Here is a 21,701-nt window from a genome sequence, read left to right on the forward strand (position 1 = left end):
GACGGAAAATATCCGGTACAGCGCGAGATTCTGTTCACCCGACCGGACGTCTGGTTGCGGATGCACTGCCGGAACAGTGCGGCTGTTCTATGCGCGCCAGCAGAGCGAGCCGGAGCTGAAGGGATTGAATCCATTGTCTGTCCGGATGACGCGGATTTCACGGAAATGGTATCGACAGCAATCGAAGCATGGAGGCGATGTTATGCTGCTCTCCACCGATGCCGGAGGTTGTTTCAGAGAATACCAGATGGTAATGGATCAGCATGTCGAGGCGCAGACCGCTGTCACAACGCTGACCTGCGGCGCGCTGGATGATACCTGCACATTGCCGTGTACAACGTCGATGTGCTGGCGCGACATTCTGACCTGCCACCCGCTGTCGCTGACGCATTCCATTCAGATTGCGGCGAAATCAGCGCAAAGACCGGTGCCTGCCGCACGCATTCGCACATCGATGTGCGCTCCGCCTGCGATGCCTACCACGCACAGAAGACGCTCCAGCACCGCGTCAACAGCGCACTGATGGAGCGCGGCGTCAGCATCCTCGACCCCGAATACACGTATATTTCCCCGTACTGTGAAATCGGAAGTGGTACTACCATCCTGCCGGGCACGATGATCCGCCCGGGCAGCAAGATCGGCTGCGGCTGCACCATCGGCCCGAACACGATCCTTGACCGCGCGAAATCGGAGACCGGACAAGCGTCAATTCCTCGCAGGTTTATGAGAGCTGTGTGGGAGCCGACGCGACCGTCGGCCCGTTTGCGTACATCCGTCCGGGCTGCCGGGTCGGTGATGAGACCAGAATCGGCGACTTCGTCGAGCTGAAAAAGGCATCCATCGGCAACGGCACGAAGGTTTCCCATCTGACCTACATCGGCGATGCCACGGTCGGCGAGCGCGTCAACTTCGGCTGCGGCACGGTTGTCGTCAATTATGACGGCTATGTCAAGAGCCAGACCGTGATCGGCGACGACTGCTTTATCGCTGCAATACCAACCTCGTCGCGCCGGTTGAGCTGGGGGATCGTGTCCTCACAGCGGCCGGTACCACCGTCACGAAAAACGTGCCGGAAGGCGCGCTGGCAGTTGCCCGCGCACGGCAGGAGAACAAGGAAGGCTGGAATGATCGCCGCCGCCGCATGCACGGACAGGATAAATAATCCGCGAAATTTGAATAGAATATATCGTTTCGGAACATGATTAGGGAAACGCCTGGCGTTTCACGGACTGAAAAAGATGCAGGAGGACCTAAAAATTATGATATCTCACGGCAAGAATATTAAAATCCTCGCGGGCAATTCGCATCCCGCGCTGGCGATGCAGATTGCATCCGCTCTTGGCCTGTCGCTCGGCAAATGTACCGTCGGCCACTTTTCTGACGGCGAAGTTTCGGTTTCCATCGGCGAGACTGTCCGCGGCTCGGATGTATTTCTCGTACAGTCTACCTGTGAGCCGGTCAACGACAACGTGATGGAACTGCTCATTATGATCGACGCATGCAAGCGCGCGTCCGCAGGCCGCATCACTGCCGTTATCCCGTACTTTGGCTATGCCCGCCAGGACAGAAAGTCCAAGGCGCGCGATCCGATTTCCGCCAAGCTGGTTGCGGATATCCTCACGACCGCAGGCGCAAACCGCGTGCTCACCATGGATCTGCATGCACATCAGTTGCAGGGCTTCTTCAACATCCCGGTGGACAACCTGATGGGTGCGTCTGTACTCATCCCGCACATTGCAGGCAAGTTTGGCCGCAGCCGCGACGACATGATGATCGTTTCTCCGGATCTTGGCTCGGTTACCCGTGCAAGAAAGTTCTGTGAGAAGCTGGATTACCGTCTGGCGATCATTGACAAGCGCCGCCCACGCGCCAATGTCTCCGAAGTCATGAACATCATCGGCGACGTAAAGGGCAAGACCTGCATCCTGTGCGACGACCTGATTGACACCGCCGGTACGCTGTGCCATGCGGCGGAAGCGCTCATCGAGGTCGGCGGCGCAAAGGAAGTGTATGCCTGCGCAACACATGGCGTACTGTCCGGCCCGGCGATTGAGCGTCTCGAAAACAGCCCGATCAAGAACCTTGCGCTGCTCGACACCATCCCGCTGCCGACCAGCAAGCAAAGCGACAAGATTGAGCTGTTGCAGGTCGCTCCGGTCTTTACCGAGGCAATTGCACGCATCTACGAGGAATCTTCGGTTTCCCCGCTGTTTGACTGAGTTTGACAGGATACATAAGCGGCACGGTCAGCTGTGCCGCTTTTTGTACTTTTTTGAGGAGGGGTCTGTATGAAAATACTGGCAATCGGTGACGTTGTGTCCAATCCGGGGTTGAAAACCGTGTCCCATCTGCTGCGCTGCGTGAAAAAGGAAACCGGCGCGGCGTTTACCATCGTCAACGGCGAAAACGCCAGCGGCGTCGGCATCACGCCCAAACAGGCGGACAGCATTTTTGCCGCCGGGGCAGACCTCATCACGCTCGGCAACCATTCTTACCGCAAACAGAACATTGTCCCGTATCTCGAGGACAACCGCTATATCATCCGTCCGGCAAACCTCGCGCCGCAGTCGCCCGGCGAAGGCTTCGGCATCTACGAGACCAGTGCAGGCTGGCGCGTACTGGTGTTCGAGCTGATCGGCCGGTGTGACATGCAGTACGGCCCGGACAATCCGTTTCTGCGCGCTGACCGCATCCTGCGTGAGCAGGAGGGACGGTATGACGTCGCGCTGTGCGAAATGCACGCGTCGGCAACGTCGGAAAAGCTCGCGATGGGCTATTACCTCGACGGACGGGTGTCCGCAGTCTATGGTACGCATACTCATGTGCCGACAGCAGATGCGCGCGTCAATCCCAAAGGAACAGGCTATATCACGGACATCGGCATGACCGGACCGAAGTGGTCGGTGCTCGGCGTCCGCGCGGAGCAGTCGATTGCGATGTTCCGCGGCGATCTGACCAGCCGGTTCGAGCCGGCGGAAGGCGTCTGCGTCATGCAGGGCGTGCTGTTCGACATTGACGAGAACACCGGACGGTGCCGGAGCGTCGAACGAATCGAAAAAGAACATACACCGGAAGCATAACACGAAAGACAGACAAAAGCGCTCGAACCGCGTGGTACGGGCGCTTTTTTGTGCATTCAGGTGGATTGGGAAACCGGCATGGCGGGCGCTTCACTCTGGTCAATCCGTGTCAGCGTGAAAAATTCATCGCTCTCCAGTCGAAGCAGCCGAAGGAGGTGACGTCCTCCGGGGCGGTGTCGTTTGGCACATAGATGTACAGGTCATAGTCCGGCAGATTGCTGGAGGAATCGGAAAAATAGAGTGTGTAGTGCGTGTAATCTTCGACCGGGTATTGCTCCAGTTCTTCGCGGGAACAGGATTCCGATGCGGTATCCTCTGTGAGGAGCATCCGCTCGAAAGACGGCGCTGGATCTTGCGCGGTGCGGATGCCGTCTGTCCATGCAATCGAGCCATCATCATAGACGGTAATGCGCAGGCTGCCGTCATCGTTTGTCCAGGTGCCGGCGGACAGTACCTCATCCAGCGCACACGGTTCGTAGAGCTCGGAATCGTCGTCCACAAAGGTGACTGCGCCGGAGAAATCGGAGAAGGTCACATACGACATCACCGCAGGAACGATGGTCAGCAGGATCAGAATGATTGCGACAATCAGGCAGCCGGGCGCACAGCCGGATGTTCGGGCTTCGCCGGGCTGCTTTGGAGAAGCACCGCTATTCTGCGCGGCAGCCCGCTGCCAGGCCGCATCCGATGACGCCGGCTGATGGAGTATTTTCTTCGCGGAGGAATTTTTCTCCCGTGCCGGCTGGTCGGAGCTGTCCTGTGCGGTGAATTTGGATTTCTTTTTCGGCGCGCCGATGCCGGGACGATTGCCGCAGACCGGGCATTCGTGTTCGCTGTCCAGATAGTGTACGCCGCAGTACGGGCATTTCATATCCATTCCCTCCCTTGTTGCTTTGCTGTCTTTATCTTACCATATGCGGCGGGGAGATGTACAGCAATCCGACAAAGTTCAACACAAAAGCGCACCGCTTTCCAGCGGTGCGCTCTGCGTTTGCGGGTTTATTGCAGGTTCAGGTGCTTGCTCAGAATGTAGTTTGTGATGACAAAGTTGACGGCGATGCATACCGCGATGAACAGCAGACAGCCCAGCAGGACAATGTGCATCTGCGCCGCTGTGTTCAGTGTCAGGTTGAAATCCAGATTCAGACCGGTCAGATCGAAAATCCACGAGGAGATAAACTGCAGGATTTCCTTTGCCACGCCAAAGCCCAGATATGCGAGAAACGCGAAGCCGAGGCGGTGCTTGTTGGCCAGAGAACCGAGCGACAGGCAGGCATAGATATGCATGCAGAAATTGATGACGCCGGCGATGCTGATGACAGTAAATTCGATCGGGACAAGGAACAGATTTGCGCCGAACTCGTGCAGCAGCTCGGAGAACCCGTACTGTATCAGATGCCAGAAGTCCGAAAAGGCGATCTCAGGCTCAAAGCTGGCAGAAAGGAGCGCAGGTGTGGCGAGGAGGAACAGCGAGATGCAGCACAGGATGACCGTGACTACCATCCAGATGGTAGAGGTGATGCATTTCGCCCAGATCAGCTGCGACGGACGCGCGGGCAGTGTGAACATCAGATAGCCTTCGTCGCCCAGCAGGTTTTTGTAAAATCGGTTAATCATGTACGCGAATGCCAGCACACAGACCGCGAACATCGCAAGGACATAGACGGTCATCAGTACGCCGAACGGGGCGGAGACCGGCAGGGCAATAAAAATCGAATTTGCCAGCGAGAGCAGCAGGAGGACGCCGAATGCCGGAAGGAAAATCCGACGGGTGGATTTGAATTCATAGCCAATCAGCTTGCTCAGCATGCGAACACCTCCCGGAACAGTGCGTCGACGGATTTTCCGTATTCCGAACGGATGTCATCGACCGATTTGTGCAGCGTGATCTGACCTCTATTGAGGAAAATCACATCGTCCAGCACCTTCTCAATGTCGGAAATCAGGTGAGTCGAAATGACCACCGTGCTGTTTTCATTGTAATTGGTGAGAATTGTGTTCAGGATATAGTCGCGGGCAGCCGGGTCGACGCCGCCAATCGGCTCGTCGAGCAGGTACAGGTCGGCTTCGCGGCTCATGACGACGACAAGCTGGATTTTTTCCTTGGTACCCTTGGACATCGTCTTGAGGGAATCCTTCGGCTGGATGCCGAGATGCGTCAGCATCTGCGCTGCCTTGTCGAGGTTGAAGTCCTCATAGAACGTCGCAAAAAATTTCAGCAGATCATCTGCCGTCATCCAGTCACTCAGATAGGTGCGTTCCGGCAGATACGATACCTTTGCGTGCGTTTCCGCGCCCGGCAGGTTTCCGGCGATGCGGATTTCTCCGGCAGTCGGTGTCAGCAGGCCGTTTGCCAGCTTGATGAGTGTGGATTTGCCGCTGCCATTCGGCCCAGCAGGCCCACGATGCGGCCGCGCTCCAGCGCGAGTGTGACGTTGTCCAGTGCTGTTTTATTGCCGTAGCGTTTGCACAGCCCGGTGCACTGTAAAATAGGCTCGTTTGCCATCTGTTACCCCTCCTTGATTGCCTGGCGAATCAGTTCCACGGTCTCTTCCGCGGTATAACCCATGTCTTTCATTGAAGACAGAAAGATGTGTATCTGTTCCATAGCCAGTTCCTTTCTCTTTTTCGTGATCTGTTCCGTGTGGTCGGTGACAAACCGTCCGGCGGTGCGCTGCGAATACAGCAGGCCGGTGTGTTCCAGCTCGGCAAGCGCGCGCTGCATGGTGTTTGGATTGACGCCCGCTTCCGCTGCGAGATCGCGCACCGACGGCAGGCGGCTGCCCGCGGGAGCGCGCCGGATGCGATGGCCAGAGTAATGGTCTCCATCAGCTGCAAATAGATCGGGCGGTCATCGGAAAGATTCCATTGCATGTACATCCTCCCTTTCAGTGTCATTGTACTAATTGATTGATACAATCATACAACGGGTGCACAAAAATTGCAAGAGGTTTTTGAAAAAAATCCGAATTTTTTTTCTGTGCGCACAGGTTATGCACAAAAACGAAACAAATTGCCGTAGACAATGGGAAAAAGCGACGTATTATGGAGACCGTGAGCTGTTAAAATAATCCATTTGAGAGGAGGAATGCCGTTGGCGCAAACAAAAAGCAGCCGCAGCCGGAAGAAAAAAACGCATGGGGATCAGGTACGCGACATCCTGTGCGATCATTCGCCGGAGGCGGCACAGTGCCTGTGCGACATGCTGGAGGACGATTCACTCACCGGGACGGCGCGTGTCGGCGTTGCCAAGGAAATTCTGGAACGCACGGTGGGCAAGGGCCAGCTGCCCGATTCCCGGCAGGACACACAGGAGAAATTTGAGCTGGTACTCAAGGTGGTGGAATAATGGAGCTTTCCGTCACCCGGCGTCAGCTGGAATTCATCCGCTCAACTGCGTTTGAAACGCTGTTCGGCGGCGCAGCGGGCGGCGGCAAGAGCTATGCGCAGCTGATTGACGCGCTGATTTTTGCTCTCCAATATCCCGGCTCCAAACAGCTGGTGCTGCGGCGCACATTCCCGGAGCTCAAGCGTTCGCTCATTCAGGTTTCGCTGTCGCTGTATCCGACAAGCATTGCCACGTATGGCGAGACCAGTCACAGGTGGAAATTTGTCAACGGGTCAGTCATTGAGTTTGGCTCGTGCGACAGTGAAAACGACGTCACCAAGTACCAGAGCGCCGAATATGACGTCATCCGGTTCGACGAGCTGACGCATTTCACAAAATTCCAGTTTACTTATCTGCTCTCGCGCGTGCGCGGCGTCAACGGGTATCCCAAACAGGTCAAATCGTCGACCAATCCGGGCGGCGTCGGACACGGCTGGGTCAAGGCGCGCTATATCGACTGCCTGGTTCCGGGCGAGGAGAAGGACGGCAGGCTGTTCCTGCCTGCCCGCGTGCAGGACAATGCCTTCCTGATGAAAAACGACCCGGATTATGTGCACCGCCTGGAGCTGCTCGACGAGCGCAGCCGCAAGGCACTGCTCTACGGGCGATGGGATTTGTTCGAGGGCAGTATTTTGGCGAGTTTTCCACGGAACTGCATGTCTGTGTGCCGCCGGATCCGCTTCCCAGCTGGTGGAAACGGTATCTTGCGATCGACTACGGACTGGATATGCTGGCGGCGCTCTGGATTGCGCTCGCACCGGACGGCACGGCATGGGTCTACCGGGAGGTATACCGCTCCGGGTTGATTATCTCCGAGGCAGCGGAGGCCATCCGCACTGCCGAGGTGGGCGAACACATCGACCAGCGGCTTGCACCGCCCGATCTGTTTAACCGCAGGCAGGAAACCGGTCGCTCCGCCATCGATATTTTCGCAGATGCCGGGCTGTATTTTGACCGGGCAATGGGGAACGCGTGGCGGGCTGGTATGCCGTCAAGGAATACCTGCGCCCGTTCGACGATGAGCAGGGGATCTGCACCGCAAAGCTGAAAATCAGCCCGGTGTGCAAAAACCTCATCCGCACGCTGCCGCTGCTGACCACCGATCCCGCCAACCCGAACGACACGGCGAATACGCCGCACGAATACACGCATGCGCCGGATGCGCTGCGCTATTTCGCCGCGACCGTGCAGCCGGACGGGGATGCATGGCGGCCTGACCGCTATGACGGCGATGTTGGCGCATTTCTCGCCTACGAAGGGTGAATCTGCAAGGAGGAAGTTATGGAATATATCATTTGCTGCCTGTGCAGCCTGCTTTGCTTTGCCTGCGGCGTGTGGGCGGCGCGCGGCCTGCCGCAGCTGCCGCGGCGCAAACAGCCGCAGGAGGACTGGAGTGAGGCGGACGATGCGCTGAGCCGCGATATCGCTGCGCTGCTCGCCTATACCGGCCCGAAAAAGGAGGAGGATGCCGATGAGGACACCTGAGTCGGTCTGGCAGGAATATCAGCGCGGCGTGGATTACAACAACCGCATTGACCTGTATGACCGCGTCAAGACCAATGAAAATTTTTTTGTCGGACGGCAGTGGGAGGGGCTGAACGTCACGACGCTCGACCCGCTGATTTTTAACGTGCTGCGCCGTGTCGTCAACCTGTTCATTTCCATGCTGGTTTCGGACGACATTGCGGTGACTGCACAGCCGTACCAGAACGCGCCGGATGCGGATACGATGCAGAAGGTCATCGACCGCGCGGTGTCATCCGTCATCGAACGCGCAGGCGTCAAGAGCAAAAACCGCTACATGCTGCGCAATGCCTGCGTTGACGGCGACGGCTGCTTTTACATCCGGTTCGATCCGGATAAGGACAGCGGACAGGGCGTTCAGGGCGATATTGAAGTCGATGTCATTGAAAATACCGATGTCTTCTTTGGCAATCCCGCTGTGGACGATGTGCAGCGGCAGCCTTATCTCATCCTGTCCATGCGGCGTTCGGTGGAAGATGTGCGCCGTGAGGCGATGCAGCGCGGCATGAGCCGCAGCGATGCGAAAGGCATCCAGCCGGACAGCGTGCTCGAACCGCAGTATGATCCACAAACCGAGGACACCGACAATATGGTGACTGTGCTGCTGCGCATGCAGCGCACAGAGGACGGCATTGCCTTTTTCAAATGCACCCAGCATGCTGTTATCATGCCGGAAATCATCACACCATACCGCCGGTATCCGGTCGCCTATATGAGCTGGGAGCGTGTCAAGCATTGCTATCACGGCGCGTCCCCTGTCACTGAGGCCATCCCCAACCAGATTGCCATCAACAAGCTGTATTCGATGTATGTCCAGTGTATCAAGCATGTCGCCTTCCCGAAAATCATTTACGACATGACGCGCTTTCCAAATGGGTATTCCTCGGATGTCGGCAGGGCAATCGGCATGCGGGGCAACCCGAATGAAGCGATCCTCAGTGCCTTCCGCGCGCCGGATATTTCCACGCAGGTCATGGCACTGCTGTCACAGATGATGAAGGACACAATGGAGCTGATGGGTGCGTCAGATGCGACCCTCGGCAATGTCAAGCCGGACAACACCTCCGCTATCGTCACCGTGCAGCAGGCGACCATTGCGCCGTTGGAGCTGGTGCGCATGGAGTTTTATCGCTTTGTCGAGGATACCGTGCGCATTTTTGTCGACCTGATGCGTGTGCATTACGGCTGCCGGAATGTATATCTTGTCGATGACGGAGGCGAGGAGACAACGCTGCGCTTTGATTTTGACACACTCGAAACGACAGCGCTCGAGCTCAACGTGGAAGTCGGTTCGAGTGCCTACTGGTCGGAAACCATGCAGACGACGACAAATGACAACCTGCTGGAGCGCGGCATTATCACCGACCCGGTGCTGTATGTCGAGAATATCCCGGACAGCCAGATCCGCGGCAAATCCCGCCTGCTTCGCGCTCTGCGCGAACAGCGGGAAAACGGACAGATGCAGGCTGTATCAAACCAGACTACACAGTCAGGTGCGGCGCAGACCGCACCGCAATAAAAGGAGGCTGATTGTATGCAGAACAAAAGAAAAAATATGGTGCCGGCCGGTGTACCAGAGCAGGCCGGCACACCGGAGCAGACCGCCGCAGATCTGCCGCTGACTGACAGCGATGAGCAGCTGTATACGGTGACCGTTGACGGGCAGACCGTTGAGCTGACGCTGGAACAGTTGATTGCCGCCGCCGAACAGGGGCTTTCCAAAGCCAACCGTGCGGCGCGCCGCGAACAGGTCGCCGGGGAACAGCCGGGCGGCAATGCCTATCAGGCATTTCTGGATGAATATCCCGACATCCGCCCGAATGAAATTCCGCCGGAGGTGTGGGACAGCGCAAACCAGTCCGGCGACCTGCTGGGCGCGTACCGCGTGTATGAAATCCGGAAGCTGCGCGAGGAGCTGGAAGACCTGCGGAAAAATGCGGACAATCGCCGCATGGACGTCGGTTCTGCGCGCTCGGACGGCGAAGCTACCATCACAGACCCCATCATCCTCGCGCTGATGGGAAAAGGCTAAGGAGGAAACACCATGGCAGTAAATTTAGCGACCAAATATTCCAGCCAGATTGCGGAGGTTTTTACCGCAGGCTCATTCATCAAGGGAAAGACATCCAGCTCGTTTGACCTGACCGGCGTCAAGACGCTCAAGGTCTATACCCCGGTGACCGTGCCGGAGGTGGATTATACTCGCGACGGCCTCAACCGCTACGGCACTGTGACCGAAATGCAGGATATCGTGCAGGAGCTCAAGATGACGCAGGACAAGGCATTCACGCTGACCATCGATAAGGGCAATAACCTCGACCAGAACATGACCAAGAAGGCCGCCGATATGCTGCGTTTACAGATCAATGAACAGTCGACTCCGGCAGCAGACAAATATGCGTTGAGCCGCTTTGCCATGATGGCGGGCACCATTGATACCGTCAGCGAGGCGCCGACCAAGGACACGATTGTCGAACTGATTTCTACCGGTGCACAGACGCTGGACGACAATCTGGTTCCGGATGGCGACCGCTATGTCTATGTCACCAGCGAGGTGTACAAGATGATCCGCCTGTCACCGGAGTTCACCGGCCTGGAGGGTCTCGGCGTCAAGGCGGTCGGCAAGGGCGTCTGCGGTGAGATCTCCGGTCTGACTATTGTGCGCGTGCCCAAGAGCTATATGCCGGACGGCTGCTATTTCCTGATTACGCACAAAAACGCCGTGCTGATGCCGTATAAAATTTCCGACGCAAAGGTACACAACGATCCAGTCGGCGTGTCCGGTGCGCTGATTGAAGGCCGTCATTATTATGACGCCTTTGTGCTGGGGGCAAAGTCCGCAGGCGTCTATGCGCTTGTGCTTGCGGCGAATAAGCTGACCCTGCCGACGATTTCCGTTTCCAGCGGCAGTGCAACCATCAGCAAGCCGTCAGGTGCTTCGGAAGTGCGCTATACCATCGACGGCACCGATCCGCGCTACTCTGACAGCGCAAAGGTATACTCGTCCGCCGTGACGGTTTCCTCCGGGACCGTTGTTCGCGCGGCGGCATTCGCGGACGACAAATTTACCTCTTCGGTTGCAGAAAAGACCGCATAATACGATGGAACGTGGCAGCCGGGTACGGATGTGCCCGGCTGTCCGGCGGACGGACAGGAAGGAGACAGAAAGGAGGATACCGATTGACCGGCAGACAAGTATATGAACAGGCACTCGTGCTGCTCGGCATGGAGCACGACGATGTGCCATGGCTGGAGAGTATGGCGGCGGGCTGTCTCAATCAGATGTTGGCAGACCGGCTGTATGAGCAGGGGGCATTGTGCCGCGCGCAGGGCAGAAATGCACCGGATGCTGCGCCAGTGATGGAGAATATGGATGAGGAAGTTCCCTATGACGAGCTGTTTGTGCGCGAATGCTTCCCGTATGGGCTCGCGGCACTGCTCGTCGCCGAGGATGACCGCACCATGTTCAACTGGCTGATGAGCGAATATGAACGGCGTGCCGCTTATTATGCGCCGTGCACGCTGACAGATTTGCAGGAGGCGGACGAATGAGCGCGCCATACCAGTTTTCCGCAGCGGATACCGTACAGGAGGTCGTGGTCGAACGGTTTGCAGGTGTAGATTTTGCATCCCACCAGACCAAGGTGGACTGGGCACGTTCCCCCGATGCCTGCAACATGATCGCAAACGACACTTTTTTTCCGGTCAAGCGAACGGGCTACCGCAAAGTCGCCCAATTTGACGGCGAAATTTTTGGACTGCACCGGTTTGAAGCCGATACGCTGTGTCATGAAGGAAAAAACCTGTGGCGGCTGAATGCTGCCGGCACGTATACACAGCTGTACGATGACATGAATGAGGGCAAATCCACCTCTTTCCTGATGGGCGGAAAGCTGTGGCTGCTCGACGGGAAGACGTATCTCGTCTATGACGGCGAAACCGTGCAGCCGGTGCGCGATATCGCCTATGTGCCCACGACAACCATCGGCAGTGCACCGGCGGGCGGCGGAACCAGCCTTGAGGCGGTCAATCTGCTCACGCCCAAACGCATCAATACCTTCGTCGGTGACGGCACCAGCAAGGTATTCCAGCTGGATTGTACCGATATCGATGTGGACAGTACGGAGTGTACGGAATTTTCCATCAAAATGGTAAATGCGGTCACCGGAAAGGTCACGTTTGAAGAAGCACCGCCGGATGCGGGAGGACTTGCCAATGTCATCATTTCCTTTTCCAAAACAACCGAGCACCCCAGCATCGACCGATGCCGTATTTGCGGGTTGTATGGCGGCAAAAATGACACACGTGTCTTCCTTTCCGGCAATCCCGATGAGCCAAACTGTGACTGGCAGTCCGGGTTGTATGATCCAACCTATTTCCCGGATACCGGATATACACGCATTGGCTCGGATGCATCCGAAATCATGGGATATGCCAGACAGTATGACACACAGGTTGTGCTCAAATCCGATGGACAGGACGCAAAGCAGTATCTGCGGACATTCGCACTGGATGAAAACGACAGACCGAGCTATCCGCTCCGGCAGGGCGCAGAGGCGGCGGGTGCTGTCAGCCGGTATGCTATTGATGTGCTCGAAGGCACGCCAATTTATCTCTCACCGCAGGGCGTAATGGGAATCTTCGGCACAAATGTAACCGAGTACCGTGCCGTTGCGGGCATATCCCAGCGCGTTGATCCGCGCCTGGGACGCGAACCGATGTGCGATGCCGTGGCATGTGTCTGGGAGGGGAAATATTATCTCGCCGTCGGCGGGCACTGCTATGTCGCGGACAGCAGACAGGTGGAAAACAGCATACCGGAATGGTATTACTGGGACAACATCCCGGCGGTGTGTTTTCTTGCAGACAGCGTCGACGGGCGGCTGTGGTTTGGCACGGCGGATGGGCGTGTCTGTGCATTCTGCCGGGAAACCGATGCGAATGCATATTTTGATGACGGCACACCGACCTGTGCGCGTTGGACGACGCCGTTTTCTGCGCTAGGGGTATGGAACCGCACCAAAACCATTTTGTCCTGCCGCCCACTGCTCATGCCGTATGGCTATTCGGGCGCAGACATCTGGTACCGCACAGAGCATCTGTGTGCGTGCGTCCATTCGGTGGCATTTTCTCAGTTTTCCTTTGCACATATGGATTTTTCCCGCTTTTCATTTTATTCCGCAGCGGCCTCCGTGCCCGTTCCGGTGCGGCGGCGCGTGCGGCGCGCCTATCTGTTCCAGGTAGTTGTGCGCAATGACAGCGCAGAGCCGTTTGGCCTGCTCGGAATGACACTGCGTTATCAGGTACGCACGCCTGTGCGTGACCTGTAGGAAAGGAGATGGAATATGGAATCTTTGGATATTGAAGAGCTGTACCGCGCAGCAGAACGAAGCCGCCTGAATGCCTTTGAATCTGCGCGGCAGGACAGCCTGAAGCGCCTGCAAAACAGTCTGGATGAAATTGGAACCTCTTACCGCGGCAGTGTGACACAGGCACAGACTGCCGCACGCATCTCTGCGTTAGGTCAGGAGGAAAAGCTCGCCGCATCCGGTCTGAGCAGCGGCGGAAGCTATACCGCGCCGACCTCCGGGTATACGGAGACCGCCCGCGTGGCATCAGATAACAACCTGCGCAGCAACCTGAATACCCTGTCCGCAGCGCGTCTGCAACAGGAACAGGAGGCACGCAATGCAAGCAACACGGAAATTGCACAGGCAAGACAGAGCTATGAGAACAGCGCCGCAGAGATCCGCATGCAGCAGGCACAGGCGCAGATCAACCAGTACAACACAGACCGTGAATACAATTACAATGTGCGTGTGACGGCCTATCAGCAGGCGATGCAGCGCTGGCAGACCTATGGCATCGTGCTTCCGGCGGACGCATCCATTCTGGGTGTACCTGCCGGAACGCGCACGGCATCCAGTGCATATGACAACGCAAAGCTGGCACTTGAACGCTGGAAGGCGCTGCTCTGAGTGCAAAAAAATCCCGCAGAAGGAAAATTCCTTTTGCGGGATTTGCTATGCCAGGATGACAGAATCAGGTGTTGGCAGTTGCGTCCGGCTGCTTGGGCTGTTTGTCACTCATGACCATTTTTAGCAGGATTGGAGTAATCAGCGTGGTGACAATGACGACCAGAATGACCGGTGCGAACAGCGTGTCGGATACCAGACCGACAGCAGCACCCTTCTGTGCGACGATCAGCGCGACCTCGCCGCGGGATACCATGCCCACGCCGACGCTCAGTGCTTCATGATTCGTAAACTTGCAGAACTTTGCGCCCAGACCACAGCCGACGATCTTGGAGAGAATCGCGATAACCAGCAGCAGCAGTGCGAACAGCAGCAGTGCCGGGGTCAGACCGGCCAGGTTGGTCTTGATGCCGACGCTGGCGAAGAAGACCGGCGCGAACAGCATATACGAGCAGATATCGATTTTGCGCGCAACATAGTCGCGGATGTTGGACAGGTTGCACAGCAGCAGGCCGGCAAAGTATGCGCCGGTGATGTCGGCGACACCGAAGAACTGCTCTGCACAGTAGGACAGCACGAAGCAGAACGCCAGTGCATAAATGGCAACGCGGCGGTGCATCTTCTTGGCAAACGAGGTGCTCAGATGCTTGAAATACTTATAAACCAGGAAACCGACGATTGCAATGAAGACAAAGAACAGTACAATCTTGAGCAGTACCATGCCGATTTGTACATCCGGATCGGTGAAGCTGGAGACAACGGTCAGGACGATGATACCGAGGATATCGTCAATGACGGCCGCACCCAGGATGGCGGTGCCGACTCTGCCCTTCAGCTTGCCCAGCTCACGCAGAGTCTCAACGGTGATGCTGACTGAGGTTGCAGTCAGGATGACGCCGACGAAAATTGCCTTCAGCATGTGCTGCGCATCGCCCTCTCCGTTAAAGAAGACGAGATACAGCGCGGTGCCGCCGAGCAGCGGGACGACTACGCCGGCACAGGCAATTACGAACGATGCAAGGCCGGTTTTCTTCAGCTCCTGAAGGTCGGTTTCCAGACCGGCGGCGAACATCAGCATGATGACGCCGATTTCACTGATGACGGAAATAAAGCTGTCCTCGACGACCAGATTCAGAACGGACGGGCCAAGGATCAGACCGGCGACCAGCGCGCCGACAACCTGCGGCATTTTAACCTTGCCGGAGGCCAGGCCAAGCACCTTCGTGGACAGAAGGATGATGGCAAGTACGAGAAGAAATGTATAGGATGTCATAAATACAGCCCCTTCTTTTGATTGGATTTGTGTAAAGCGAATAAAGGTTTTGTGTTTTTCCCTACAGTCATAACATTATATCCGGTTTAAGTTCCAAAAGCAAGGAAACGATTTTGACAAAAATATGTAGATAACGGGCGGAAAAAATTGCAAATTTGTGTGAAAAAAAGCAGAACAGAGCCTTTAGAGCGGAGCTGTGTACGCCAAACAACAAATAATGTTTTTATTGTCACGGATGTTAAACAGTCGCAAAAAGTTGCGGGCTGTGATCGCCCCTTGCGGCACGTCCCCGCCGTGCGGATGGAACTGACGCAGCTGGATGCAGTCAGATAGGCCGACATTGAGATGACAGGTGTTTGCAATCGCAACATTGGCAAAAGAGAAAGACCCGGCGATAAACACCGGGTCTTTCATACGTGCATAAGTAAGAATTACGCCTGAGAAATAGCGCCAACCGGGCAGTTGCCAGCGCAGGAACCACAATCGATGCAAGCGCCTGCGTCAATTACGTAGCTGCTGTCGCCCTGAGAGATAGCGCCAACCGGGCACTCGCCTGCGCAAGAACCACAGCTGATGCAAGCATCACCAATCTGATAAGCCATTGTGTAGCACCTCCTGTAATGATTTCATTTATATTGTACCACAAAGCCAGAAAAAAACAACTCCATTTTTGGAACTTACAGAAAAAAGAAATTGGAAAAGATACGTCTAAAAGCGGAAAAAGTGGGTAAAGATAAATCAGGAAGCAAAGGAAAGTGAGGGAAAGCGATGGAATTTCAGGGTTCATTTGATGCCGGGGCAAGGCTGGCGCTGACGATTTCCGCCAGAAGAGCGGGGCTTTTGGGCAAAAATACGGTCGGAACGGAACATTTGCTGCTGGGATTGGCTGCACGCCGCAGTACGCCTGCGGGCAGGCTGCTGGCACAGGCCGGCGTGGGCAGCTGGCGCAGCCTGTATTATACCGCACGGCTGACTGGCAGTGGATTTCCTGTGCGCCATCCGGAGCGGGTCAGCAAAAATCTGCACAGTGTACTGCGGCAGGCGGCACAGTCCGCCGGGCGCGGACAGGTCGGGGACGGGCATCTGCTCTGTGCACTGCTCGGCTGCCGTGACTGTACGGCGCGGCGCGTCATGGAGAAAATGGATGCGGATATCCCTGCATTGGAGCGGCAGACCGGGATTTCCATTGCACAGGAGCCTGCGGGCTGGCGTGCGGTCGGACGGCTGGCATCGACCTCTGCGCTCGACCGCTATGCAACCGATCTGACCGAGATGGCGCGCAGCGGCAGACTCGACCCGGTCATCGGACGGGAGGATGAGTTGTTCCGCCTGATGACCATTTTACAGCGGCGCACGAAAAACAATCCGGTGCTGCTGGGCGATCCGGGTGTCGGCAAAACGGCAGTGGCAGAAGCGCTTGCACTCGCCATCGTAAATGGCGATGTGCCGGAGGAGCTCAAAGGCGCGCGGCTGGTGTCGATTGACATGGCGAGTCTGATTTCCGGCACAAAATACCGCGGTGAATTTGAAGAACGGCTCAAGACAATTGTTCGTGAACTGAGCGCGTCGCGCAATATTATCGCCTTTATCGACGAGGTGCATACGCTGGTGGGGGCAGGCTCAGCGGAGGGTGCCATTGATGCCTCCAACCTGCTCAAACCGGCACTCGCACGCGGTGAGATCCGGCTGATCGGCACGACGACGGTGGAGGAATACCACAAGACAATTGAGAAAGATGCGGCGCTGGAGCGGCGGTTTCAGCGCATTGATGTCGCCGAGCCGGATGAGGACGGTGCGGAGAAGATCCTGCGCGGGCTGGCGCCGCGCTATGAGCAGCACCATGGCGTACACATCACGGAGGATGCACTGTGTGCTGCTGTGCGCATTTCCGTCCGCACGCGTCCGGAACGCCATCTGCCCGACAAGGCGATTGACCTGCTGGACGAGACCTGTGCGGCGGTTCACCTTGAGGGCGGAACGCAGGTGACACAGCGGGAGATTGCACGCACAGCACAGCGCGTTGACGGCTTTACCGACGCGGCAGAGGGCGATGACGCAAAGCGCCTGCTGCGGCTGGAGGACGAGCTGCGGCGCACCGTGATCGGGCAGGACGACGCGGTACGGGCTATTTGTCGGGCGGTGCGGCGCGGCGGTGCAGGCCTGCGGGATGAAGCGCGTCCGGTGGCGGCACTGCTGTTGACCGGGCCGACCGGTGTGGGAAAAACCTCGGTCTGTACGGCACTTGCCCGCACGCTGTTTGGCCGTGACGGGCTCATTCGCATCGATTTGTCGGAATATCAGCAGCCGCACGATGTCTCCCGCCTGATCGGTGCACCTCCCGGCTACAAGGGCTACGGCGAAGGCGGGCAGCTGACCGAACCGATCCGCCGCCGCCCGCGGTCTGTCGTACTGTTTGATGAAGTAGAAAAGGCACATCCCGATGTGCTGCGTCTGCTGCTCCGCCTGTTGGAGGACGGACGGCTGACCGATGCAGAGGGGCGCAGTGCAGATTTCCGGCATGCGGTGGTTGTGCTGACCTCCAATCTGGGCAGCGGCAGCCGGGGACGAACGGTTGGCTTTGCTGCGGACAGCGCAGACCGGCAGACCGGGCATGTCCGGGAGGAAGCACAGCGTGTGCTCCAGCCGGAGCTTGCGGCGCGGCTGGATGATATTATTGTCTTTTCTGCACTGGAGCGCGCAGATTGTGCGGCGATTGCGGCACGGGAACTGTCTCTGCTGGCAAAACGGTGCCTTGCGCGCGGCACACGGCTGACCTGGGATGAAACAGCAGAGCAGACACTGGGCATTGTTGACCGGGCGCGCGGTGCGCGCGCCGTGCGTGATGAAGTGGCACGCAAGGTGATCGATCCGCTTGCCGGCCTGCTGCTGTCCGGCAAGGCGGGGCATTGGGTGGAAATCCAGGCGGCAGACGGCGATGTGCTGTTGTCGGTGCGTGAAAACAGCACAATGCTGTCCGGCGCGTAACGCTGTCATAAATTGTCATTTGGGACAGGGGCATATTCCTGCGAGGAATTGCCCCTGTTCTTTTTGCTTGGAGGACAATTCCTGTATTGTTCGGATAGAATGAATATGATAAGATACAAACGGATCGAAACAGCAGGGAGATAAGTGGATTATGGATACACATATGAGCGCGGCGATCGTCGCATTTCAGGGATTGACAGTGTGCTTATATTGGATTATGGTGCCGCGCAAGCGCAAATGGGACAATCGCAAGACATATATGGTTGCTGTCATGCTGTATCTGTTGTGGTGGGCATTCTGTTTGCCGACAATTATACAAAACGACAGTATGGGAAAGGCTTTGGAAGAACATGCCTTCTGGAATGTTGTGAAACTGATTGGGGGGATCGGCATAGAGGTGGCGACCAGCTGGATTGTCAGCGCGGATTCCGCCCACAACCGACTTCTGGTAGCTGGTGTCAATGTATTTCTGCTCGTTGGCTTTGAAGTGGTGGGAGATATCATTACATATTGCCTGATGTCCGGTGAGATCTGGCAATCCAATGCATCATATCACATTGGACAGACACTGTTTTCCGTGTTTTTTCTGTTGGGCACGACTATTTTTGCGGTGTATTGGAATCGCATGGAAAAACAGATGCGGCGCAAAATTATCCTGCTTTCCGTACTGTTCTGCGGTTGTCAGTGCTTTTTCATGTATAGCCTATGGCATCTGAATCGGACAGCCATGGAGGCTTTTATACAGTATTATATTGTTTTGGGCGGTGTGGTCACTGTCATTGCGGATTATCTCATTTTTGATATTCTGACATCGACCATGGAAGCACAGCGCCGAGAGATGGAGCTGGAACAGCTCAGGCAGCAGCAGGAAACGCAGTACCAGTATTATCAGCTGGTGCAGGAAAACGCACAGGAAATGTCGAAACTCCGGCACGATTTCAAAAATCAGTTGCAGGTGGTATATTCCCTGCTGGACACAAACAAAGAGCAAACGATACATATGCTGGATGAAATGAACCGACGGATCAGCAGCACGCATCCGGTGTTGTACTGTGTCGCACCGGTGGTCAATGCCGTTATTACAGTGAAGGCCGACGCCGCGCGTCAGCGCGGCATTGCGTTTGATGCAGCCGTCGATCTGGATGACTGGGAAATTGAGGAAATCGACCAGAGCAATCTGTTTTCCAACCTGCTGGACAACGCGTTGGAGGGCTGCCTGCCCGGTCAGCCGAATCAGTTTATCTCACTCGGGGCGGGTGAGAAAAAGGGGATTTATGCCGTCAAAGTACAAAACAGCTGTGACCCGGCAAAGACGCTCAGGCCCGGTCAGACGCCGGGCACGGCGAAGCAGAACAGGACACATCATGGCTTCGGACTGAAAATTTTGCAGTCAATTGCGGAAAAATATGGCGGTGAGCTGAGAATACACTGCGAAAACGGCGTGTTCACGGCGGAGGTTTTTCTGGAAAACAGGCGGCTGTTTCCTTGATTTTTGCAAATCGCTTGACACAGCACAGGGTAACTTTATATACTGAAAACAAAAGAGAGTACGAGCGAACAAATTATGGAAAAACTGAGGGAGGCGAACACGATGGAGCGCGAACAGTTGGGTTCCAGACTGGGATTTATTCTGCTGTCAGCAGGCTGTGCCATTGGTATCGGAAATGTATGGAAATTCCCGTATATGGTCGGACAGCATGGCGGCGGAATCTTTGTATTGTTATATATCTTCTTTTTGATTATACTCGGCCTGCCGATTATGACGATGGAATTTTCCGTCGGACGTGCGAGCCGGAAAAGCCCGATCCGGTCGTTTCAGGTGTTGGAACAGCCGGGGCAGAAATGGCATTTTCACGGCATAGTGGCAATGGCGGGCAATTATCTGCTGATGATGTTTTATTCCGTTGTTGCAGGCTGGATGCTGTATTATTTTTATCTGACCGCAACCGGCGCATTTGACGGCGCTTCGACGGAAGAGGTTCAGGCGATTTTCGATCAGATGCTGGGACAGCCGGGGATTCTGGTGGGCTGCATGGCAATCGTTGTGATTGTCGGTATGTTTATCAATTCCATGGGCCTGCAAAACGGATTGGAACGCATTACCAAGGTGATGATGCTCATTCTGCTGGCGCTGATGCTGGTGCTGGCAGTGCACAGTGTCCTGTTGGAAGGCGGACGTGAGGGGTTGATTTTTTACCTCAAGCCGGATATTGGGCAGACGCGTGAAAGCGGACTGGGAAATACGATTGTGGGTGCAATGAATCAGGCGTTCTTCACGCTGAGTCTGGGCATCGGTTCGATGGCGATTTTCGGCAGCTATATTGGCAAGGAGCACACCCTGTTTGGGGAATCCATCCATGTCACCGTGCTGGATACATTTGTTGCACTGATTGCCGGCCTGATTATTTTCCCGGCCTGCTCTGCATTCGGCGTAGAGGCAGGCAGCGGCCCGAAGCTGATTTTCCTGACACTGCCGAATATCTTCAATCATCTGCCGCTCGGACGGCTGTGGGGCAGCCTGTTCTTTGTATTTCTGACCTTTGCAGCCTTTTCCACTGTACTTGCGGTGTTTGAAAATATTATTTCATGCGGTATGGATCTGACCGGATGCAGCCGCAAAAAGTCATGTGCTGTCAATCTGGTGCTGCTGTTTGTGCTGTCCCTGCCGTGTGCACTGGGCTTTAATCTGTGGTCGGGCATTCAGCCGTTCGGCACCGGCTCCACCATTATGGATGTGGAAGATTTTATTGTCAGCAATGTCCTGCTGCCGCTCGGCTCGCTGGTTTATCTGCTGTTCTGCACAAGCAGACATGGCTGGGGCTGGGAGTCTTTCCGGGAAGAGGCAAATACCGGAACAGGTGCAAAAATTCCGAATGCCATCCGTGGCTACTGCACCTATATCCTGCCGATTATCGTACTCATTATTTTTGCAATCGGCGTTCACGACAAATTCTTCTGAGAAGACAGCAAAAGCCGTCCTGCGGGACGGCTTTTGCATTGCGCTTGTATGGAATTTTCTGTTAAAAATGAAATGAAAAGCACGGATTTGAGCCATTGCATCTTTGATGGTTGCAGTCGGCAGGTTTGTTATCGCGCAGCTTGCCTTTCTCGACCGGAGAAACGAGCATAAATAAAATGCCTGTCCTGTCGGCAAACAGGATAGGCGGTGCCTGCGAAGAAAGCAAGGGTTTGCATGAAATACTCTTTGGCAGAAGTTACCGGTTTTTGTCCAAACTGTCGGTTGACAAGCAAAAAGGTGTGTTGTACAATAAAAGGCACCAATAGATAAAAGGCGTTGAAGGGAACGCACAGACCGCGCAGATCGCGCCCGCAGAGAGCGGATGCACCAGCTGAGAGCATCCGTGGCCGATGTGGTTTGCAGCAACCATCCCGGAGCTTCGCAGGGGAAACCCAAAGTATCCTGCGACGGATGTCCGCACGTTACAGCGGCAATGAGCGGGTGCAGTTGTGTAGCT

General features: G+C 56.0%; 23 protein-coding genes and 2 pseudogenes. 19 read left to right on the plus strand and 6 right to left on the minus strand.

Features of this window, described 5'->3' with window-relative positions:
- From CBW42_RS15070 to CBW42_RS12910, 5 genes are all read left to right on the plus strand, one after another.
- On the plus strand, positions 1-523 hold a 523-nt coding region (locus CBW42_RS15070; RefSeq protein ID WP_242969889.1), incomplete at its 5' end, for a hypothetical protein.
- 92 nt (positions 524-615) lie between these two features.
- Positions 616-828, plus strand: coding sequence for a hypothetical protein (locus CBW42_RS15490; RefSeq protein ID WP_456236395.1), 213 nt, complete (start codon positions 616-618; stop codon positions 826-828).
- Positions 735-1,202 carry a hypothetical protein gene (locus CBW42_RS12900; protein WP_165761188.1) on the plus strand — a complete coding sequence of 156 codons (468 nt, stop codon included), beginning with the start codon at positions 735-737 and terminating at the stop codon, positions 1,200-1,202. Before CBW42_RS15490 ends, CBW42_RS12900 begins: the two co-directional genes overlap by 94 nt.
- A 57-nt stretch (positions 1,203-1,259) precedes the next feature.
- The gene (locus CBW42_RS12905; protein ID WP_087022315.1) at positions 1,260-2,219 is read left to right on the plus strand and encodes a ribose-phosphate pyrophosphokinase; all 960 of its coding nucleotides are present in this window, start codon (positions 1,260-1,262) and stop codon (positions 2,217-2,219) included.
- A 69-nt stretch (positions 2,220-2,288) separates the two neighbouring features.
- Positions 2,289-3,080: a TIGR00282 family metallophosphoesterase gene (locus tag CBW42_RS12910; protein ID WP_087022317.1), complete on the plus strand. Its 792-nt coding sequence runs from the start codon at positions 2,289-2,291 to the stop codon at positions 3,078-3,080.
- A 109-nt stretch (positions 3,081-3,189) separates the two neighbouring features.
- Here the strand turns inward: CBW42_RS12910 and CBW42_RS12915 are convergent, their stop codons facing one another.
- The 4 genes and pseudogenes from CBW42_RS12915 to CBW42_RS12930 all read right to left on the minus strand — a co-directional run bounded on the left by CBW42_RS12915 (position 3,190) and on the right by CBW42_RS12930 (position 5,954).
- Positions 3,190-3,951 carry a hypothetical protein gene (locus CBW42_RS12915; protein ID WP_087022320.1) on the minus strand — a complete coding sequence of 254 codons (762 nt, stop codon included), beginning with the start codon at positions 3,949-3,951 and terminating at the stop codon, positions 3,190-3,192.
- A gap of 128 nt (positions 3,952-4,079) precedes the next feature.
- Positions 4,080-4,889, minus strand: a complete 810-nt coding sequence (locus tag CBW42_RS12920) for a hypothetical protein (RefSeq protein WP_087022323.1) — start codon at positions 4,887-4,889, stop codon at positions 4,080-4,082.
- Positions 4,883-5,586, minus strand: a pseudogene (locus tag CBW42_RS12925) (ABC transporter ATP-binding protein). Before CBW42_RS12925 ends, CBW42_RS12920 begins: the two are co-directional and overlap by 7 nt.
- Before the next feature lie 3 nt (positions 5,587-5,589).
- Positions 5,590-5,954, minus strand: a pseudogene (locus tag CBW42_RS12930) (GntR family transcriptional regulator).
- A 220-nt stretch (positions 5,955-6,174) separates the two neighbouring features.
- Between CBW42_RS12930 and CBW42_RS12935 the strand changes: the two are divergent.
- From CBW42_RS12935 to CBW42_RS12980, 11 genes are all read left to right on the plus strand, one after another.
- On the plus strand, positions 6,175-6,429 hold the full coding sequence (locus tag CBW42_RS12935) for a hypothetical protein (RefSeq protein WP_087022326.1): 255 nt from the start codon (positions 6,175-6,177) through the stop codon (positions 6,427-6,429).
- The gene (locus tag CBW42_RS12940) at positions 6,429-7,274 is read left to right on the plus strand and encodes a terminase large subunit domain-containing protein (protein ID WP_087022329.1); all 846 of its coding nucleotides are present in this window, start codon (positions 6,429-6,431) and stop codon (positions 7,272-7,274) included. Before CBW42_RS12935 ends, CBW42_RS12940 begins: the two co-directional genes overlap by 1 nt.
- Positions 7,271-7,516, plus strand: coding sequence for a hypothetical protein (locus tag CBW42_RS14515; protein ID WP_133058322.1), 246 nt, complete (start codon positions 7,271-7,273; stop codon positions 7,514-7,516). The genes CBW42_RS12940 and CBW42_RS14515 overlap by 4 nt, the downstream gene beginning before the upstream one ends.
- Positions 7,441-7,731 (plus strand): hypothetical protein, encoded by a 291-nt coding sequence (locus CBW42_RS12945; RefSeq protein ID WP_087022333.1) that lies wholly within the window; start codon positions 7,441-7,443, stop codon positions 7,729-7,731. The genes CBW42_RS14515 and CBW42_RS12945 overlap by 76 nt, the downstream gene beginning before the upstream one ends.
- Positions 7,732-7,749: 18 nt before the next feature.
- Positions 7,750-7,953 (plus strand): hypothetical protein, encoded by a 204-nt coding sequence (locus tag CBW42_RS12950; RefSeq protein ID WP_087022336.1) that lies wholly within the window; start codon positions 7,750-7,752, stop codon positions 7,951-7,953.
- Positions 7,940-9,511 carry a portal protein gene (locus CBW42_RS12955; protein ID WP_087022339.1) on the plus strand — a complete coding sequence of 524 codons (1,572 nt, stop codon included), beginning with the start codon at positions 7,940-7,942 and terminating at the stop codon, positions 9,509-9,511. Before CBW42_RS12950 ends, CBW42_RS12955 begins: the two co-directional genes overlap by 14 nt.
- Before the next feature lie 15 nt (positions 9,512-9,526).
- Complete coding sequence (locus CBW42_RS12960; RefSeq protein ID WP_087022342.1) at positions 9,527-10,024, plus strand: hypothetical protein; 498 nt, start codon at positions 9,527-9,529, stop codon at positions 10,022-10,024.
- Positions 10,025-10,036: 12 nt separating this feature from the next.
- Positions 10,037-11,089 carry an FN3 associated domain-containing protein gene (locus tag CBW42_RS12965; protein WP_087022345.1) on the plus strand — a complete coding sequence of 351 codons (1,053 nt, stop codon included), beginning with the start codon at positions 10,037-10,039 and terminating at the stop codon, positions 11,087-11,089.
- 83 nt (positions 11,090-11,172) lie between these two features.
- Positions 11,173-11,544: a hypothetical protein gene (locus tag CBW42_RS12970; protein WP_087022348.1), complete on the plus strand. Its 372-nt coding sequence runs from the start codon at positions 11,173-11,175 to the stop codon at positions 11,542-11,544.
- Positions 11,541-13,322, plus strand: a complete 1,782-nt coding sequence (locus CBW42_RS12975) for a hypothetical protein (protein ID WP_087022350.1) — start codon at positions 11,541-11,543, stop codon at positions 13,320-13,322. The genes CBW42_RS12970 and CBW42_RS12975 overlap by 4 nt, the downstream gene beginning before the upstream one ends.
- A 15-nt stretch (positions 13,323-13,337) precedes the next feature.
- Positions 13,338-13,970: a hypothetical protein gene (locus CBW42_RS12980; protein WP_087022353.1), complete on the plus strand. Its 633-nt coding sequence runs from the start codon at positions 13,338-13,340 to the stop codon at positions 13,968-13,970.
- Positions 13,971-14,034: 64 nt separating this feature from the next.
- On the opposite strand, the gene CBW42_RS12985 is transcribed toward CBW42_RS12980, so the two are convergent.
- Together CBW42_RS12985 and CBW42_RS12990 are read right to left on the minus strand one after the other, a co-directional pair.
- Positions 14,035-15,240, minus strand: a complete 1,206-nt coding sequence (locus CBW42_RS12985) for a cation:proton antiporter (RefSeq protein WP_087022356.1) — start codon at positions 15,238-15,240, stop codon at positions 14,035-14,037.
- 431 nt (positions 15,241-15,671) lie between these two features.
- On the minus strand, positions 15,672-15,842 hold the full coding sequence (locus CBW42_RS12990) for a DUF362 domain-containing protein (RefSeq protein ID WP_087022359.1): 171 nt from the start codon (positions 15,840-15,842) through the stop codon (positions 15,672-15,674).
- 166 nt (positions 15,843-16,008) lie between these two features.
- On the opposite strand from CBW42_RS12990, the gene CBW42_RS12995 reads away from it, so the two are divergent.
- The 3 genes from CBW42_RS12995 to CBW42_RS13005 all read left to right on the plus strand — a co-directional run bounded on the left by CBW42_RS12995 (position 16,009) and on the right by CBW42_RS13005 (position 21,184).
- Positions 16,009-18,225: an AAA family ATPase gene (locus CBW42_RS12995; RefSeq protein WP_087022362.1), complete on the plus strand. Its 2,217-nt coding sequence runs from the start codon at positions 16,009-16,011 to the stop codon at positions 18,223-18,225.
- A gap of 151 nt (positions 18,226-18,376) precedes the next feature.
- Complete coding sequence (locus CBW42_RS13000; RefSeq protein WP_087022365.1) at positions 18,377-19,714, plus strand: sensor histidine kinase; 1,338 nt, start codon at positions 18,377-18,379, stop codon at positions 19,712-19,714.
- A gap of 102 nt (positions 19,715-19,816) precedes the next feature.
- On the plus strand, positions 19,817-21,184 hold the full coding sequence (locus CBW42_RS13005; protein ID WP_087022367.1) for a sodium-dependent transporter: 1,368 nt from the start codon (positions 19,817-19,819) through the stop codon (positions 21,182-21,184).
- The last annotated feature ends 517 nt before the right edge of the window (positions 21,185-21,701 follow it).

The organism is Butyricicoccus porcorum (assembly GCF_002157465.1).
GTDB classification, from domain to species: Bacteria; Bacillota; Clostridia; order Oscillospirales; family Butyricicoccaceae; genus Butyricicoccus_A; species Butyricicoccus_A porcorum.

Bases quoted from the DNA above. Each gene is read 5' to 3' on its own strand.
- CBW42_RS15490 (WP_456236395.1), top strand. From the start codon at position 616: ATGATCCGCCCGGGCAGCAAGATCGGCTGCGGCTGCACCATCGGCCCG.
- CBW42_RS12905 (WP_087022315.1), top strand. From the start codon at position 1,260: ATGATATCTCACGGCAAGAATATTAAAATCCTCGCGGGCAATTCGCAT.
- CBW42_RS12910 (WP_087022317.1), top strand. From the start codon at position 2,289: ATGAAAATACTGGCAATCGGTGACGTTGTGTCCAATCCGGGGTTGAAA.
- CBW42_RS12915 (WP_087022320.1), bottom strand. From the start codon at position 3,951: ATGAAATGCCCGTACTGCGGCGTACACTATCTGGACAGCGAACACGAA.
- CBW42_RS12920 (WP_087022323.1), bottom strand. From the start codon at position 4,889: ATGCTGAGCAAGCTGATTGGCTATGAATTCAAATCCACCCGTCGGATT.
- CBW42_RS12940 (WP_087022329.1), top strand. From the start codon at position 6,429: ATGGAGCTTTCCGTCACCCGGCGTCAGCTGGAATTCATCCGCTCAACT.
- CBW42_RS12950 (WP_087022336.1), top strand. From the start codon at position 7,750: ATGGAATATATCATTTGCTGCCTGTGCAGCCTGCTTTGCTTTGCCTGC.
- CBW42_RS12955 (WP_087022339.1), top strand. From the start codon at position 7,940: ATGAGGACACCTGAGTCGGTCTGGCAGGAATATCAGCGCGGCGTGGAT.
- CBW42_RS12960 (WP_087022342.1), top strand. From the start codon at position 9,527: ATGCAGAACAAAAGAAAAAATATGGTGCCGGCCGGTGTACCAGAGCAG.
- CBW42_RS12965 (WP_087022345.1), top strand. From the start codon at position 10,037: ATGGCAGTAAATTTAGCGACCAAATATTCCAGCCAGATTGCGGAGGTT.
- CBW42_RS12975 (WP_087022350.1), top strand. From the start codon at position 11,541: ATGAGCGCGCCATACCAGTTTTCCGCAGCGGATACCGTACAGGAGGTC.
- CBW42_RS12980 (WP_087022353.1), top strand. From the start codon at position 13,338: ATGGAATCTTTGGATATTGAAGAGCTGTACCGCGCAGCAGAACGAAGC.
- CBW42_RS12985 (WP_087022356.1), bottom strand. From the start codon at position 15,240: ATGACATCCTATACATTTCTTCTCGTACTTGCCATCATCCTTCTGTCC.
- CBW42_RS12990 (WP_087022359.1), bottom strand. From the start codon at position 15,842: ATGGCTTATCAGATTGGTGATGCTTGCATCAGCTGTGGTTCTTGCGCA.
- CBW42_RS12995 (WP_087022362.1), top strand. From the start codon at position 16,009: ATGGAATTTCAGGGTTCATTTGATGCCGGGGCAAGGCTGGCGCTGACG.
- CBW42_RS13000 (WP_087022365.1), top strand. From the start codon at position 18,377: ATGGATACACATATGAGCGCGGCGATCGTCGCATTTCAGGGATTGACA.
- CBW42_RS13005 (WP_087022367.1), top strand. From the start codon at position 19,817: ATGGAGCGCGAACAGTTGGGTTCCAGACTGGGATTTATTCTGCTGTCA.